The organism is Sedimentimonas flavescens (genome assembly GCF_019264375.1).
Classification (GTDB): Bacteria; Pseudomonadota; Alphaproteobacteria; order Rhodobacterales; family Rhodobacteraceae; genus Rhodobacter; species Rhodobacter flavescens.
Genome location: NZ_JAHVAI010000017.1, coordinates 1 through 14,015, shown reverse-complemented (window position 1 = coordinate 14,015; position 14,015 = coordinate 1). Strand labels below are relative to the sequence as shown.

The following is a 14,015-nucleotide window of genomic DNA, read 5'->3' as shown; positions in this document are numbered from 1 at the left end:
CGTTTGAGGGGGCAGGGCCATGTGACGCCGGTCTTCAGTAGCTCAGATCGCCGCGACGGCCTTGGCCAGCAGGTCGCGCACCTGGCCTGCGACGGCTGTCAACTCGGTGTTGTCGATCGCTTGCATTGAGGCCACCGGGTCGACCGAGCTGACCTCGACCCCGCCCTCAACCTCGCGCAGGATCACGTTGCAGGGCAACATTGCGCCGACGCGTGGTTCGATCCCAATGGCTTGATAGGCCATCTTCGGGTTGCAGGCGCCGAGGATTCTGTAGGGCGGCATCTCGACATCCAGCTTCTTCTTCATCGTCGCCTTGACGTCGATCTCAGTCAGAATGCCAAAGCCATTGTCGGCCAGCGCGGCGCGCGTCCGGGCGTCAATATCCTCGAAGGATACCCCCTCGAAGAAGCGGTTGATCGTGTAGTTCATGGCAGCATCCTTTCAGTCGAAACCATCGACCGCGTGGTCCGGCCTTTCCGAGGCGCGTGTCCGCGCTGCCGCATCGGGCTCAAGGCCCACGCTTCGAAGGTCTTTATCTCTTCGTTATGATATCCCGTGAAAGCAGCGCGCAGGGTGATGCAGATCAGTGCGCGTTCCGGTCATTTCCGATTTGATAACGGCAGAGCGGCCTTTGCCGTCACTTTCAAGGAGATGCCCGATGAGACTCTGGATTGCGGCACGCTCGGCGACCTTGGCCATCGCAGCGGCCCTGACGGCCAACATGGCCTTGGCGCAAGCCGACGAAATGCCCAACCGCGATGCACCCTTCTATCACGGGCACGATATGATGTGGGGCGGTGATCAATGGGGAGGGTTCGGAATGGTACTTGGTCCGATCTTCATGATCCTGATCCTGGTCGGGATCGTCGTTGGTGCAATCTACCTCCTACGGCTGTTCGGTGTGGCCGGTAGTGGCGGGCCTGCACCTGATCGAGCGCTGATGTTGCTCAAGGAGCGCTACGCAAAGGGTGAAATCGACACTCAGGAATTTGAAGAGCGCAAGAAACTGCTGGCGCACTGACTGATATCAATCTGGCACAAATTTCGATGTGCCAAACTTGGCGATGCAGATGGGCAATGGTCCTTCTCAGAACGGATAGGAATACAATGAACCGGATCATATACATCGTCGGCCTCGTGGTCATTGTCTTGTTCATCCTCGGCTTTTTCGGCCTTCGCTGAGTGCGGATATCTTCGTAGCGGAACAATTGGAGGCAAAGCGATGACTAAAGGTAAAACCCCGAAACCCGACACTGCCGACCACGGGCTTGGTGCCAAGGGCACCATCTCTCAAGCCGGGCGTTCCGGTGGACGTTTGCCGCGTGACATCGGCACACAGGATGAGTTGAAGCGGGCAAACGAACGCCCCGCCGGCAAGACCCGCGTCACCAAATCCGACGAAAAAGACGGGTAGCCGGAATGTATTTGAGGCCTCACGGATCGTCTGATCACCGCGTTCGAAGCTGACATGTCGTTCGCGCGACGAGGTCATGAAGGACCATGACAGTATCCCTACCGGGGTGCGGAGAACGATGCGCGGCCACTTCAAACTCATATCAAGGACATGGGACCGACTGCACAGCAGTTTCTGGTTTCTGCCGTCGGTCATGGCACTCTCGGCCATGGCAACGGCTATCTTGTTGGTCATGCTGGACGCTCTTGAGGCAGCATGGCTCGGATGGATCGACGAATGGACTTATGCCTTCGGGCCAGAAAGCGCGCGGGCGATCCTGTCGGCTATTGCGGGATCAATGATCACCGTCGCTGGCGTCACATTCTCGATGACGATGCTGACCCTGCAATTGGCATCTTCACAGTTCGGCCCCCGAATGCTGCGCAATTTCATGCGCGACCGAGGCAATCAGATCGTGCTGGGCACATTCCTGTCCACCTTCGTATATTGCCTGTTGGTCCTTGCCTCCGTTCGGGGAAGCGGCGACTCCTACTTCGTGCCGGTGATCGCCGTGAGCTTCGGTATGATCCTGGCCGTCGCAAGCCTCGCGACGCTCATCTACTTCATCCACCACATCGCGACTTCGATCCGCATCGAGACCATTCTGGAGAAACTCGCGGTGGAGGCCCGCAAGACCGTTGCGCGGGTCTTCCCGGAGAACGGCCGCACGCCCTCCGCATCATTACCAGAGAAATCGCTCGAGGTGGCTTTGCCACCCGACTTTGACTCAGACAGCCGCTCCGTGGTCGCGTCGGGCGGCGGCTATATTCAGTCGATTGATATTGACAGGCTTCGGCAGGTCGCCAGCGACAACGATCTTGTTGTCCGGGTAGAGGGTCGGATTGGCAATTTTGTACCTGGAGCGGGTTCCCTTGTCGTTGCCTTCCCCTATGGCCGGGTCTCGGATGCCGTTGCCGACGAGCTGTCCGATGCGTTCTCGTTTGGCCCCGAGCGCACGCCCGACCACGATATCGAGTTCTCGCTCAGGCGGATTGTGGAAATCGCGCAACGTGCCTTGTCGCCGGGGGTCAACGACCCGACAACCGCACTTTATTGCCTGGATCGCCTGGGTGAGGTGCTTGGGATCTTGGCGGGTCGGCATTTTCCCTCGGGTCGGGTCCTGGATCAGGACATGAAGCTGCGGGTCGTTTTCGATCCGGTGACATTCGCGGAATTGGCCTGTTCGGCGTTTGCGGCCATTGCCCGGTACGGGATCAGGGACGCCGACCTGGTCGGACGACTGCTTGAAGTCATGGAGAGATGCAGCCGCCGCGCGCCCGCATCGGATCGTGAGAAGATCATGCAACTCCATGATACGATCAGGGTAGGAAGCGCTGCTTCGGATTTCGAAGACGTAACCAGGGCGACGCAACCGGCCCGTTCGTGAGTAGCTATGCCTGACGTGACGCCGGTTTTCGGCTCATAAATCGGGCCAAAGGCGCGATGGTGAGCCCTTGAACGATGATCGAGAACACGACGACGATAAAGGTCGCGGTGAGGATAAGCGGCTTCCATTCGCTGTCCGGCAGGCTGAGCGCGAGGGCAACCGAGATGCCCCCCTTGAGCCCGCCCCACGTCATGATGGGCACAACCCCGCGCGAATACTCTCGGAACGGCCGGATCAGAACAACCGGAACCGCAACGGCGAAAAGGCGTCCGACCAGAGACAGGCCAATCGCTGCGACTCCAGCGGAGATCGTATTTAAGTTCAGAGTAACGACGAAGACTTCGACGCCGATAAGAAGGAACAGAACCGCATTGAGAATCTCGTCGATAACGGTCCAGAATCCGCTCAGATACGCTTGGGTCTGTTCTGACATCGCATGTTTGATGCCGATATCCCCCATGAAGAGCCCGGCAACCACGGCCATGATCGGACCTGAGAGGCCGAGTGCGACAGCGAGCTGGTACCCTCCCAGGGCCAGCCCGAGCGAGAGCAGGATCTCCAGCGGATAGTCGTCGATCCGGCGCATGACCCTGTATGTCAGGAATCCCAGGACGCCCCCGAGCAGCGCGCCGCCGCCAACCTCCTTCAGGAAGAACATGATGATGCCGACGGTATCGGCAGCGGCATGCCCGCCGACCGGCTGGAAAGCCAGACCGACCAGCACCAGGAAGACGACATAGCCGACGCCGTCGTTGAACAGGGATTCGCCGACGATCTTGGCTTCAAGTGACTTCGGCAGGTTGGCTTCGGCCATGACACCGAGCACGGCCACCGGATCGGTTGGCGAGATCAGCGCGCCAAAGACAAGTGCCGCCAGCAACGGCATGCCGGTGACCCAATAGAAGCCAAAGCCGACGACCGTGACCGAGAGCGCCACCCCGAGCGTAGCCATGACTGCTATTGTCCAGGCCTGTTCCCGCAGATCCTCGAGGCGGACGTGGAGGGCCCCAGCGAACAGCAGAAGGCCGAGCATTCCTTCGAGCAGGGTCCGTGAGAACTCGGCTTCGGTCACGAACTGCCGCATTTCCATGGCGACACCGAGATCGGGGCGCAGCGCATCCAGGCCTAGGACGCAGAAGGATGCGGCAAGGGCGACGATCAGGATGCCGATAGCAGATGGCAGGCGGAAGACGATGTGATTTACCGCTCCGAACACGCCGGCGAACACAATCAGAAGCGTGCCGATCTGCAAGGCGTTCATCGGGACCTACGTTTTGCTACCCGACGGTTTCCTGTCAGGTTCGGTCCTGCCATCTGGCTCGGGCCCACTCCAACGCGGAATGGTCAGCTTGTTGTCAGGCCGGCGCCCCGGAAGCCGTCTGTCACCGGCTGTATCGGACGCATCAGCACCTAGCCCCAAACCCGTTCCGGCATGTGTGTCGTTAGATGAGCCACTCAAATCAAAACCGGGTCGGTCGATCTTTTGAGCGCCTTCGTCTGGTCTGCGCGGTTCGTCTTCTGCGGCCTTCCCGCGCTTGTGTCGGCCGGTTTCGTCCGAGACCTCCGGGGACCTGGACTTAGGTTTTTCGTGATGTTTCATGGTTTTCCTCCTTTTGTAGATAATGGGGCCTGCCCTCCGAACTTGGTGCGGGCGCCATGTTGGTCTGAACCAGGCGCGCCATCTGTAGAGTCACCCCCTGCGCACAGAATTCCCCCCAGCAATGATCCGTCGGAGCAATGCTGCCGCAGCCTGGTGCCTTTCGACATCGGCCGCGGAACCAACGGCGTTCTCATGGGTGGCAGCGGCATCCGTCAGAACGCCCATGATCTCTTTCTCGGGCAAAATCCCGGCGTCGTTCAGTGCGAGGAGCAGGGCTTCGCAAACTGAGAGGGCTGCCATGCCTGAATACGTATGATCGTCCGTCATGGGGTCTTGGCCTTTCCGGCATGTGCGACGCCGAAAGGCGCCCGCTGCTTGCAGAGCAGACTGGCAAGAAATCTGCTATGCTGCGCTGATCCACATCAGTCGTCGCTGCGGTTGTTTTGGCTAAGACTGTGTCAGGCGCTGGACAGGAACAAATGATCGAAAACACTCCGCTTGTCCGAAAGCTCGGCGCATTCGTCGCCTTGTCGGACCCTGAACTGTCGGTGCTTGCGTCCTTGCACAAGCGCCGCCGCACCTTTGTGGCCGGGCGGGATCTTGTCCATCAGGGGCAATCGGATCAGGCCGCTTATATCCTCGCCTCCGGCTGGGCCTGTTCCTACAAGCTTCTTGAGGATGGTCAGCGGCAGATCGTGGATTTCCAGATCCCCGGCGACTTCCTGGGGCTGCGCAGTGTTCTTTTGCACGTCTCGGATCACAGCATTGAGCCGGTGACGGAGATCGAGGTGACGGAAATCCACGTTGCCGACCTTTTGGATGCATTTGCGCAAACGCCCCGGTTGGCCACCGCGGTTTTGTGGGCAGCGTCCCGCGATGAGGCCATGGTGGTCGAGCATCTGGTGGATGTGGGGCGTCGCGATGCTGCCGAGCGCATGGCGCATTTCCTGCTGGAGTTTGGCGCGAGGCTTTCCCTGATCGGCCTGGCCAGCCGGGAAGGCTTTGCCTGTCCGCTGACGCAATACCACCTGGCCGATGCGCTTGGGCTGAGCGCCGTCCACGTCAACCGGGTTCTGCGGCAGTTGCGCGAAGCGGGAATGATCACGTTTCGGGACGGGTTTGTCGCGTTCGACGACTATGACCAACTGGTCAGGTTCGCCCAGTTTGATCCGTCCTACATGGATCAGAAAGGGCCGCTTCTCCGCTGACGTCGCTGCGCATTGGCCTGCCTTCAGATGCGACCCAGCAGCATCAGGATGACCACGATGATCAACACAGTACCAATAACGCCGGTTCCGGCATGACCGAAGCCGTAGCCATAGCCACCGAAGCGCCCGCTGAACCCGCCGAGCAGAAAAATCACAAGAATAATGATCAGGATCGTACCAAGTGACATGGCGCTTTCTCCTATGTTGGGGCGCGCTCGTCATGCGAGACGCTCCGATGGTGGTATTTTCGGCACAAGGCCGTTTCAGTTCCCTTCGATGGTCACGCCATGCTCGTTGATCTCGATGTCGATGCCGCTTTGGCGTTCCTGATAGTAGAGATAGCCTGCGCCAATGAGGCAGACGGCGAGCACACCGGTCAGGATGAGAAGCAAGTTCCGGCTCATCGAAATTGTCCTCGCTGGTACGTGGAACTCTCTTGCAAAGCGGAACCGTGGCCGCAATGAGAGCACGCCGCCGGGACCATTGCCTGCGAATGAGCGGATGCTCGGAGCACTGGGGCTCTAGGCGTCACGGATCGTATCCTTGATGCCGCCGACAGCGTTCTGGACTTTGCCCTCGACCTTGTCGGCCTGGCCCTCCGCTTCGAGCTTGGCGTCGCCGACCGCCTTGCCGACGGCAACCTTGATCTTACCCTTCACGACCTTGGCCGAGCCGATAACCCGATCCTTGTCCATTGCGTATTCCTTTCCGAAGGTAGGTGATCGCCAAATCCGGTGCGACCAGAAGTTATGCTGCCGGCGATGCGTTGCTTGCGCATTGATGCCGGTCAGCGCGTGGGCGTGATCACGATTTCGACGCGACGGTTTTGCGCCCTGCCGGCGGCCGTGGCGTTGGTCGTGATCGGCTCGTTGTAGCCGCGACCGGAATAGGAAATCCGCGAAGTGGATACGCCGTACCTGATCAGGATGCGTGCCACGGCCAACGCCCGATCTTCGCTCAGCTGTTGATTGTAAGCGGCAGAGCCAACGGTGTCGGTATGACCCACGACACGGACCGTCGAGTTTGGGTGCGCGTTCAGCGAACGGGCGACCTCGCGCAGGGCTGGCAGGAAACTAGAGGCTACAGTGGCGGATCCCGTCGGGAAGGTCACGCCTTCGGGTAGGATAACACGCAACTGGCTGCCGGTATTGGTGACGACCGCGCCGCTGCCCGCCAGTTGTTGATTCAACTCGCGTTCCTGTTGGGCCATGTTCGCCCCGATGGCGCCGCCCACAGCAGCGCCGATGGCACCGCCGATAATGGTCGAGCGCGTGTCATCGCCGATTGCGTTGCCAATGGCCGCCCCTGTCACGCCTCCGATGATAGCGCCGGTGGCCGGCTGGTTGGCCGTGCCATCGTTGTAGGTGCAGCCCGCCAGAGCGAGGCCGGTTGCGGCAGAGAGAATTCCAGCAATCTTGATCATGGAACTTGTCCTTTTAAAGCGCGGCTTTCCAGAAGATGACGTGGTGCCATGTTCCGAACCAGGCGATGGAGTCTTTTCGCCTGTTTTCTCAAGGGCCGCACTAACCCTAATCAGCCCAAGGAAAAGAATACTGTTGTGTCGAAAAACGACTCCACCGGATCACACTGCCATCCCGATGCGCGGCGGTGGTAGAGGGATGTTCGGCGGCGCTGATTGCCCACGCGCATCGTCAAATAGAATAACGGGTGGCGAGGCAAAAAGGACTCGCCACCCGTGATACTTTTGAAATCAGGTCTTCATGAAATGGTTGTAGGGATCTGGGCGGGAATTCCTTAGTCGGTCTTCCGCGTCCGCCTACCCGGCATGTATTACCGGGCAGACTTGCCGACTTGTTACGCGAGAGCGTGAGTCGCAGCGTCGAGGGACTTGTGTGTTTCGGCGTCGTTGTTGGCCGTATGGGCCTTCTCGGCCGCCTGGTAATGCTTCAGCGCCGCATCTTTCTTGGGGCCTGCGGGCGCGTTGTCCCACGCGGCCTTCACGGTCTTCATCTTGTCGGCGACGTTCGTGGATTTGTTGGTTTCGGGTGTCATTGGATTGTCCTTTCCTGGACGGTCCGGAAACGAGAAACACGCGGGACATGGGGACGAGGGAACAGCTTGCCCCACGTGTTTCAGGCTCACTCGGACTGGTACATGCCCAGCGATGTTCGGCGGACGATCAGACTATGGCACCACCCTCGTTCTCTCATACTGATGTAGGTTGGTCTGGAGCCGCAATTTCCGCTGTTTCTGGAGGAACGTTAACGAAACGGTGGAGTTTGGCCGAGGTCAGCCTGACGATTTTCCGCGCCGCTCCACCCAGTGTTTCGCGCTTGGCAGCCGACGACTTGGAAACAGGCACAGAAATGGCGGATACGGCTCTGTTGCACAAATCCCGTGAGGGATTCATCTCGTGAATCCAGTGTGGTAGCTGGTGTGCATGAGCAGACCCATCCCCCCCGCCTACAAGACCAGGAACTGGCCGGCCTATAACGAAGCGCTCAAGCGCCGTGGCTCGCTGACGATCTGGTTTGATCCCGCCATGACATGGGAGGCTGTGCCGACCGGCAAACGCGGTCGACAGCCCGACTACAGCGATGCGGCGATCCAGACTTGCCTGACGATGAAAGTTCTTTTCGGCATGGCGCTCAGGCAGACGACCGGGTTTGTCGAGAGCCTGCTGCGGCTGATCGGTCTGGACTGGACGGTGCCGGACTTCAGCACGCTCAGCCGTCGCCAGAAGACCTTGAAGGTCAACATTCCCTACCGCGGGTCAGAGGGTCCACTTCACCTGCTGGTCGACAGCACGGGCATCAAGGTCGAGGGCGAGGGGGAGTGGAACGCGCGCAAGCACGGCGGCCCGAAACGGCGGGTCTGGCGCAAGCTCCACATCGGGATCGACGAGAAAACACTGGAAATCCGAGCCGCCGAGTTCACCACCAGCGATGTAGGCGATGCGCCGATGCAGCTCGACCAAATCCCGCCCGATCAGGAGATCGGCAGTGTCACCGCCGACGGCGCCTTCGACACCCGCAAGTGTCACGACGCCATCGCCGCCCGTGGTGCTGCCGCCATCATTCCAGCCCGCAAGAACGCCAAACCCTGGAAGCCCGACACAGCCGGGGCAATCGCGCGAAACGAGATCCTGCGCACATCGAAATGTCTCGGCCGGACGATCTGGCGACGATGGAGCGGGTATCACCGCCGAAGCCGCGCAGAAACCAAGATGCACTGCGTCAAGCTGCTGGGCCAGCGGCTCTCCGCGCGCGAGTTCGACCGTCAGGTTGCCGAGTTCCAGATCCGGGTTGCCGTCCTCAACGGCTTCACCGCCCTCGGTATACCCATCACAGAAGCTGTGGGATGAGTCTGTCCGGGGAAAGGGGAACCCCCGCCATCACCCGATTTGTGCAACAGAGCCTGCCGGTACAGGTAGCGCAACATGTTTCATTCGTCCGTAGTCACGGAATTTACTGAAATGGGGTGTCGGGCTGATGCATATCAGTCAGCCGGCCCGGACAATCTGCGTAATGTTGGTTCATCCGACGACTCCGTCGGGACACAGCAGCGAAAGCTTGCTGCAGGCCAACCTCTACAGCATTGCGATGGCATGTCCGGAACGCCCTTTTGAAAGGGGCGGTCCAAAGAACCACGCTTTGCGTCTCCGTTGAAAAGGAAACATGATGTTTATCAAGACAATTTTAGGTATGTCGGTTGTTGCCGGTCTGATTGCTGGCGCCGCGACCGCTGAAACCCAGGCTACGGCCTGGACCGATCTCAACATGCGCGACGGACCCGGTCCGATGCATTCGATCGTCGATGTGATCCCGGCGAATGACACAGTTATGGTGCAAGGATGCCTTACCGACGCGAGCTGGTGCCGAGTCACCCACGGCGAGACGTCAGGATGGGCCGCGGGCAATTATCTGGCAACAACGATCGAGAACGCACCGGTCGCACTTGCCTCCGGCGACAAGCGGGTAGTCCTCAAAACAGTCACGTATGACAATGAGCAAGCGGCAACCGCTGGTGGGCTCGCCACGGGAGCCATTGCCGGTGCGCTTGTAGCCGGCCCGGTTGGTGCGGTCGTTGGCGCAATCGTCGGAGGTGCCGTTGGCGCTTCGGTTGAACCCGATCCGACCGTTGTCACTTATGTCAAGAGCAACCCCGTCGACCCGATCTATCTGGACGGCGAAGTTGTCGTCGGTGCTGGGATTCCGGATACGGTTATGTTGGCTCCGGTTCCCGAAAGCACCTATGAATATGCATACATCAACGGTGTGTTGGTTCTGGTGGAGACGAAAGACCGCAAGGTCGTCCACATCGTCCGGTAATATCCGAGCGGACGCACGACGTTCTGCAGATTGGTCGGCCCGTGCACAATGGGCCGACCGACAGCTTGGTTTCATGACATTACGTCCGTTTGGATGTCGAATAATCTGCAATTCTGGCTTATGAAGAAGCGTTACCCTTCCGCCGGCGGGATCGTTTCCATGAGCCGCGCGACCTGCTCTGTGCGCCCAAGCCGTGCCGGAACCAAGGCACCGCCCCGCCAAGCGGCTTGAGCGCTGCGTAAAACGTCGACACCCATCAATGAGTTGGCGTTCCACTTGGGGAATGTCAGTTTAAGCTATCAATGTTCGCACGAAGAGAAGGGTAAAACGGGAGGGTACATGGCACGGAACCGGACGTTTGTCGTCTTGATTGCCCTTGTCACCCTTGCCTTTGGCTGGGTTCTCTGGCCGCTGTTCGGTGCCGTCTTCTGGGCGGTTGCTTTCGTGATCGTGCTTGACCCCATGGCCAGCCGTCTGTCGCAGCATCTGGGCCAGCGTCGCAATCTGGCGGCATTGATAATGATCACGGGCTTCCTGCTCTTGATCATCCTGCCAACACTTCTGATCCTGACTGCCGTGGTCAGGGAGGCGAACAGCCTGATTGCCTCCGTGGAGTCAGGCGAGATCAATCTGTATCAGATGTTCCAGTCCGTTCTGGATAGTTTGCCTGCGTGGTCAAAAGCCGCTCTGCAACGGCTGGGGCTTGGCAATCTTACGGCGGCGCTGCGCTCGATCGCTGACTCGTCCACCAGTTGGTTCGGGACCAATACGCCGACGATCCTGTACTTCGGGCAGAACACAGTCGGATTGTTCGTCGGGCTGGGCGTCATGCTGTATCTGATGTTCTTTCTGTTTCGCGATGGTGATGCGATTTTGGAGCGCATCAAGTCGGCCATTCCGATGGAGACCGATCTCATGGAGGACTTGTTTCACACACTCGGCGTCGTCGTTCGCGCCACGGTACGTGGGGACATCCTGGTATCCCTTTTGCAGGGCAGCCTTGGCGGACTGGGGTTCTGGTTCCTGGGGGTCCATGCGGTGACTCTGTGGACGGTGCTGATGTCGCTGATGTCGCTGGTTCCCGTGTTCGGGGCGGCACTGGTCTGGGGGCCAATGGCAATATATTTCCTTGCCAATGGAGTGATCTGGAAAGGAATTGCCCTGATGGTCTATGGCGTCATGGTCATCGGCCTGATCGACAACATCGCCCGGCCATGGCTTGTGGGGCAAGCAACGCGGATGCCCCACTATGTCGTCCTGATTTCGACCATCGGCGGGATCGCGACGTTTGGCATACAGGGTTTCATCACGGGCCCGGTTATAGCGGCCATGTTTATCGCGGTCTGGACGACATTTCTGGCCAAGACCAAAGCGTGAGGCGCTGGCAGACGAATTCGAACTTGTCTCTCCGAGTACGAGGTCCCGGCCACTTGTGCCGCGCGAGCGCTCCGCCACTCAGTCGGGCGGGGACACTGCTGGGTTCTTCCTCATTGTGTCGAACCACGCGCGTAACGCCCGGATTCCTAGGTGTCGCGGATAGTGTTCTTGATGCCGCACGCGGCATTGCGGACCTTGCTCTCGACCTTTTCGGCTTGGCGCTTGGCCTCTGCTCTCGTTTCGCCTGACATGTATTAGCCGTTGGACGTTATCCGACGCAGCCGGCTGATTTTCGGGCCGCCGGACGCCGAGAGACGGATGGCGTCTGGGTAGGACAGCGCCGGCAGGAGAGTGCACATTTGCTTACAAGGACGTTTCAGAACTCACCGCGGGGCGGATCTTGCGACCTGAGGAAGCGCAAAATCCTTTGGTATGTTGACGCAAGTTAGTGCGGCGCTCTGCATTACAGAATTTAATGCAGTCGGGATGAGGGGTGCTCGGTCGATTTAGGGAATATAGCTGTGGTTTCGAACATGGCGGCCTCGGCGCTCTCTGTGTGATCTTTATCGTTATCGTCGTTCTGGTCCTCACCGTTCGTCTGTAACTGGGGTCTTTAATTATTCATTGCTCTGCCTTTTTGCGCATCTCTTGGGTTAAATTGGCGGAGAATGATCAATCAATAGGAAGCGGACATGATCAAGAACAAATTGGACTCCACAACCGCACTGGTTCTTGTGCTGTCGTTTCTTCAGCCGCTGCCCGCGCTGGCGCAGTCCAAAGCCGAGACGCCGGGAGCTATTCCCGAAGCGATGCTGGCCTCGACTCTCGCCTGTCTTGAGAATTTCAGCGGCAAACCCAAGGCGGCCGAAGAGGCATGTCTTGAGGAGTTGAAATTCACTGGGGTTGTCTGCGATCCAAGCCTACTTGAAGTCGATGATGCAGCGGACAAGAAGGACAAGAAAAACAGGGGCGAATCCAACGAAATTATGGCGGAGCGGATCGTGCGCGCAGCCAATGCCGAGGCCTGTTCAATTGAACAGGCTGCTGTCGACGCTGTGAAAGCGACGGAAGACGCGCAGGTCGCGGCCGATGCGAAGGCGAAGACCGACGCCGAAGCGCTTGCGTCAGCCGAAACGGAAAAGGTTACCGACGCCGAGGCTGCCGCCGACCTGAAAGCCCAGGAAGCAGCAGACGCTGAACTTAAAGCAAAAGATCAAACTGACGCAAAAGCGCAAGAAGATGCCGATGCGGCTGCTTTGGCTGCCGCAAAGGCTGAGGCCGAGGCCGCAGACAAAGCCGCGAAAGCAGAAGCCAAAGCCGCGAAGGCTGCGGAAGCAGAGGCAAGAGCCGACGCCAAAACGAAGTCGGAAGCGGAAACAACTGCGATCGCGGATGCCAAAGCCTTGGCACAAGTCAAGAAAGCCGAAGAAACCGCAATCGCCGAAAACGAAGCCCGCGCCGCCGCCCAAGCCAAGGAATGTGTTGTCGAACTGCTCGACGCCAAAGGCGAAACACTCTGTGCCGATGATATGAGTCAGGCGGAGATTGCCGTCGTGACAGCCGAAGCAACAGATGGTGCCGACATTGAAGTGACAACCCAAACCGTCACCGAGGAGGCCACGCGTTCCAGCAGCGAAGAGTTTGTCGAGCCGAAGGTCAAGTCCAAGGATGGTGGCCTGAGCACTCTTGAAAAGGCCGGCCTGCTCGCGCTTGGCGCACTTGTTGTCGGGTCTGTTCTTTCCAATGGCCAGAAAGTTACCGCAAAGACGGGCGACCGGGTCGTCGTGCAGGACCAATATGGCAATTTCAGTGTTCTGAAGGACGACGATATCCTCGTCCGCGAGGCCGGGTCCGACGTTCGCACGGAAACCTTCAATGATGGCTCGACACGCACATTCGTCACGCGCCAGGATGGTGTCCAGATTGTAACGATCCGCGACGTCATGGGTCGGGTTTTGCGCCGCACCAGGATTGATAGCAATGGCACCGAAGTAATGCTTATTGACGACACAAGACGTTTCGAGCCGGTTGAAATTCAGGCGTTGCCGAAACCGACTGTCTCCGATCTCTCTTATCGTGACGCTACCGACAAGGACACCCTGCGCGAGGCGCTTCGGGCTGCCGAACGTCGCGACCTCGGACGCGCCTTCAGTTTGAGCCAGGTCAGGGAGTACCGCGAAGTTCGCGACCTGGCGCCCGAAATCAATCTGTCAAACATTACCTTCAGAACCGCCTCCGCTGCTATAGAGCCTTCCGAGGCGGAACAGCTTCTGGAAATCGGTTCGCTGATGGTGGAGTTGATTAACGAAAATCCGCGGGAACTTTTCCTGATTGAGGGCTATACCGATGCTGTCGGTGACGAAAGCTACAACTTGCTTCTTTCGGACCGCCGCGCGGAAACCGTTGCGCTGGCCCTGTCCGAGTATTTCGGCGTGCGACCCGAGAACATTGTCGTCCAGGGTTACGGCGAACGCTTTCCAATCGTTCCGACACTGGAAGCCGAGCGCCTCAATCGCCGGGTTGCGGTGCGTCGGATCACCGGCCTGATCCAGCCAAAGTAAGAATTTCGCAAAGTTTACGGTAGTCGCCTCTCGGTGCGCGATCGAGCAAGCCAAGGCGCCGGTGCTGTGACCCCCGACATTCATCCAGCTGATGCCGGAGTCCGCGGTTGAGTTTGGCGCGGTTGCGCCGCGGGAGC

Annotated in this window: 16 protein-coding genes; 7 read left to right on the top strand and 9 right to left on the bottom strand. The window is 59.1% G+C overall.

Going from position 1 to position 14,015, the window contains the following annotated elements; genetic code table 11:
* Window positions 1-42 precede the first annotated feature (42 nt).
* A complete protein-coding gene (locus tag KTQ37_RS14360; protein WP_218631213.1) occupies window positions 43-429 on the bottom strand; it encodes a DUF302 domain-containing protein in 387 nt (128 codons plus the stop codon).
* Window positions 430-658: 229 nt separating this feature from the next.
* On the opposite strand from KTQ37_RS14360, the gene KTQ37_RS14355 reads away from it, so the two are divergent.
* Window positions 659-1,021 carry an SHOCT domain-containing protein gene (locus KTQ37_RS14355; protein WP_218631212.1) on the top strand — a complete coding sequence of 121 codons (363 nt, stop codon included), beginning with the start codon at window positions 659-661 and terminating at the stop codon, window positions 1,019-1,021.
* Between the two features lie 132 nt (window positions 1,022-1,153).
* On the opposite strand, the gene KTQ37_RS14350 is transcribed toward KTQ37_RS14355, so the two are convergent.
* Window positions 1,154-1,648, bottom strand: coding sequence for a hypothetical protein (locus KTQ37_RS14350; RefSeq protein WP_218631235.1), 495 nt, complete (start codon window positions 1,646-1,648; stop codon window positions 1,154-1,156).
* Here KTQ37_RS14350 and KTQ37_RS14345 point away from each other — a divergent pair.
* Window positions 1,533-2,840: a DUF2254 domain-containing protein gene (locus KTQ37_RS14345; RefSeq protein ID WP_328799741.1), complete on the top strand. Its 1,308-nt coding sequence runs from the start codon at window positions 1,533-1,535 to the stop codon at window positions 2,838-2,840. The two genes, KTQ37_RS14350 and KTQ37_RS14345, sit on opposite strands and share 116 nt — an antisense overlap.
* A 4-nt stretch (window positions 2,841-2,844) precedes the next feature.
* On the opposite strand, the gene KTQ37_RS14340 is transcribed toward KTQ37_RS14345, so the two are convergent.
* The gene (locus KTQ37_RS14340) at window positions 2,845-4,101 is read right to left on the bottom strand and encodes a cation:proton antiporter (protein ID WP_218631210.1); all 1,257 of its coding nucleotides are present in this window, start codon (window positions 4,099-4,101) and stop codon (window positions 2,845-2,847) included.
* 429 nt (window positions 4,102-4,530) lie between these two features.
* A complete protein-coding gene (locus KTQ37_RS14335) occupies window positions 4,531-4,767 on the bottom strand; it encodes a hypothetical protein (RefSeq protein WP_218631209.1) in 237 nt (78 codons plus the stop codon).
* Window positions 4,768-4,919: 152 nt separating this feature from the next.
* On the opposite strand from KTQ37_RS14335, the gene KTQ37_RS14330 reads away from it, so the two are divergent.
* Window positions 4,920-5,648: a Crp/Fnr family transcriptional regulator gene (locus KTQ37_RS14330; protein ID WP_218631208.1), complete on the top strand. Its 729-nt coding sequence runs from the start codon at window positions 4,920-4,922 to the stop codon at window positions 5,646-5,648.
* Between the two features lie 23 nt (window positions 5,649-5,671).
* Here KTQ37_RS14330 and KTQ37_RS14325 read toward each other — a convergent pair whose 3' ends face one another.
* From KTQ37_RS14325 to KTQ37_RS14305, 5 genes are all read right to left on the bottom strand, one after another.
* A complete protein-coding gene (locus KTQ37_RS14325; protein ID WP_218631207.1) occupies window positions 5,672-5,836 on the bottom strand; it encodes a DUF3309 family protein in 165 nt (54 codons plus the stop codon).
* A gap of 75 nt (window positions 5,837-5,911) precedes the next feature.
* Complete coding sequence (locus KTQ37_RS14320; RefSeq protein ID WP_218631206.1) at window positions 5,912-6,052, bottom strand: hypothetical protein; 141 nt, start codon at window positions 6,050-6,052, stop codon at window positions 5,912-5,914.
* 117 nt (window positions 6,053-6,169) lie between these two features.
* Window positions 6,170-6,343: a CsbD family protein gene (locus KTQ37_RS14315; RefSeq protein WP_218631205.1), complete on the bottom strand. Its 174-nt coding sequence runs from the start codon at window positions 6,341-6,343 to the stop codon at window positions 6,170-6,172.
* 92 nt (window positions 6,344-6,435) lie between these two features.
* Window positions 6,436-7,071 carry an OmpA family protein gene (locus KTQ37_RS14310; RefSeq protein ID WP_218631204.1) on the bottom strand — a complete coding sequence of 212 codons (636 nt, stop codon included), beginning with the start codon at window positions 7,069-7,071 and terminating at the stop codon, window positions 6,436-6,438.
* A gap of 392 nt (window positions 7,072-7,463) precedes the next feature.
* Window positions 7,464-7,661 (bottom strand): hypothetical protein, encoded by a 198-nt coding sequence (locus tag KTQ37_RS14305; protein WP_218631203.1) that lies wholly within the window; start codon window positions 7,659-7,661, stop codon window positions 7,464-7,466.
* A 388-nt stretch (window positions 7,662-8,049) separates the two neighbouring features.
* Here KTQ37_RS14305 and KTQ37_RS14300 point away from each other — a divergent pair, with 388 nt between their 5' ends.
* The 4 genes from KTQ37_RS14300 to KTQ37_RS14285 all read left to right on the top strand — a co-directional run bounded on the left by KTQ37_RS14300 (window position 8,050) and on the right by KTQ37_RS14285 (window position 13,878).
* Complete coding sequence (locus KTQ37_RS14300) at window positions 8,050-8,973, top strand: IS5 family transposase (RefSeq protein ID WP_218631202.1); 924 nt, start codon at window positions 8,050-8,052, stop codon at window positions 8,971-8,973.
* Window positions 8,974-9,286: 313 nt separating this feature from the next.
* The gene (locus tag KTQ37_RS14295) at window positions 9,287-9,940 is read left to right on the top strand and encodes a DUF1236 domain-containing protein (protein WP_236021241.1); all 654 of its coding nucleotides are present in this window, start codon (window positions 9,287-9,289) and stop codon (window positions 9,938-9,940) included.
* Window positions 9,941-10,279: 339 nt separating this feature from the next.
* Window positions 10,280-11,317 carry an AI-2E family transporter gene (locus tag KTQ37_RS14290; protein WP_218631201.1) on the top strand — a complete coding sequence of 346 codons (1,038 nt, stop codon included), beginning with the start codon at window positions 10,280-10,282 and terminating at the stop codon, window positions 11,315-11,317.
* 692 nt (window positions 11,318-12,009) lie between these two features.
* Window positions 12,010-13,878 (top strand): OmpA family protein, encoded by a 1,869-nt coding sequence (locus KTQ37_RS14285; RefSeq protein WP_218631200.1) that lies wholly within the window; start codon window positions 12,010-12,012, stop codon window positions 13,876-13,878.
* Window positions 13,879-14,015 lie beyond the last annotated feature (137 nt).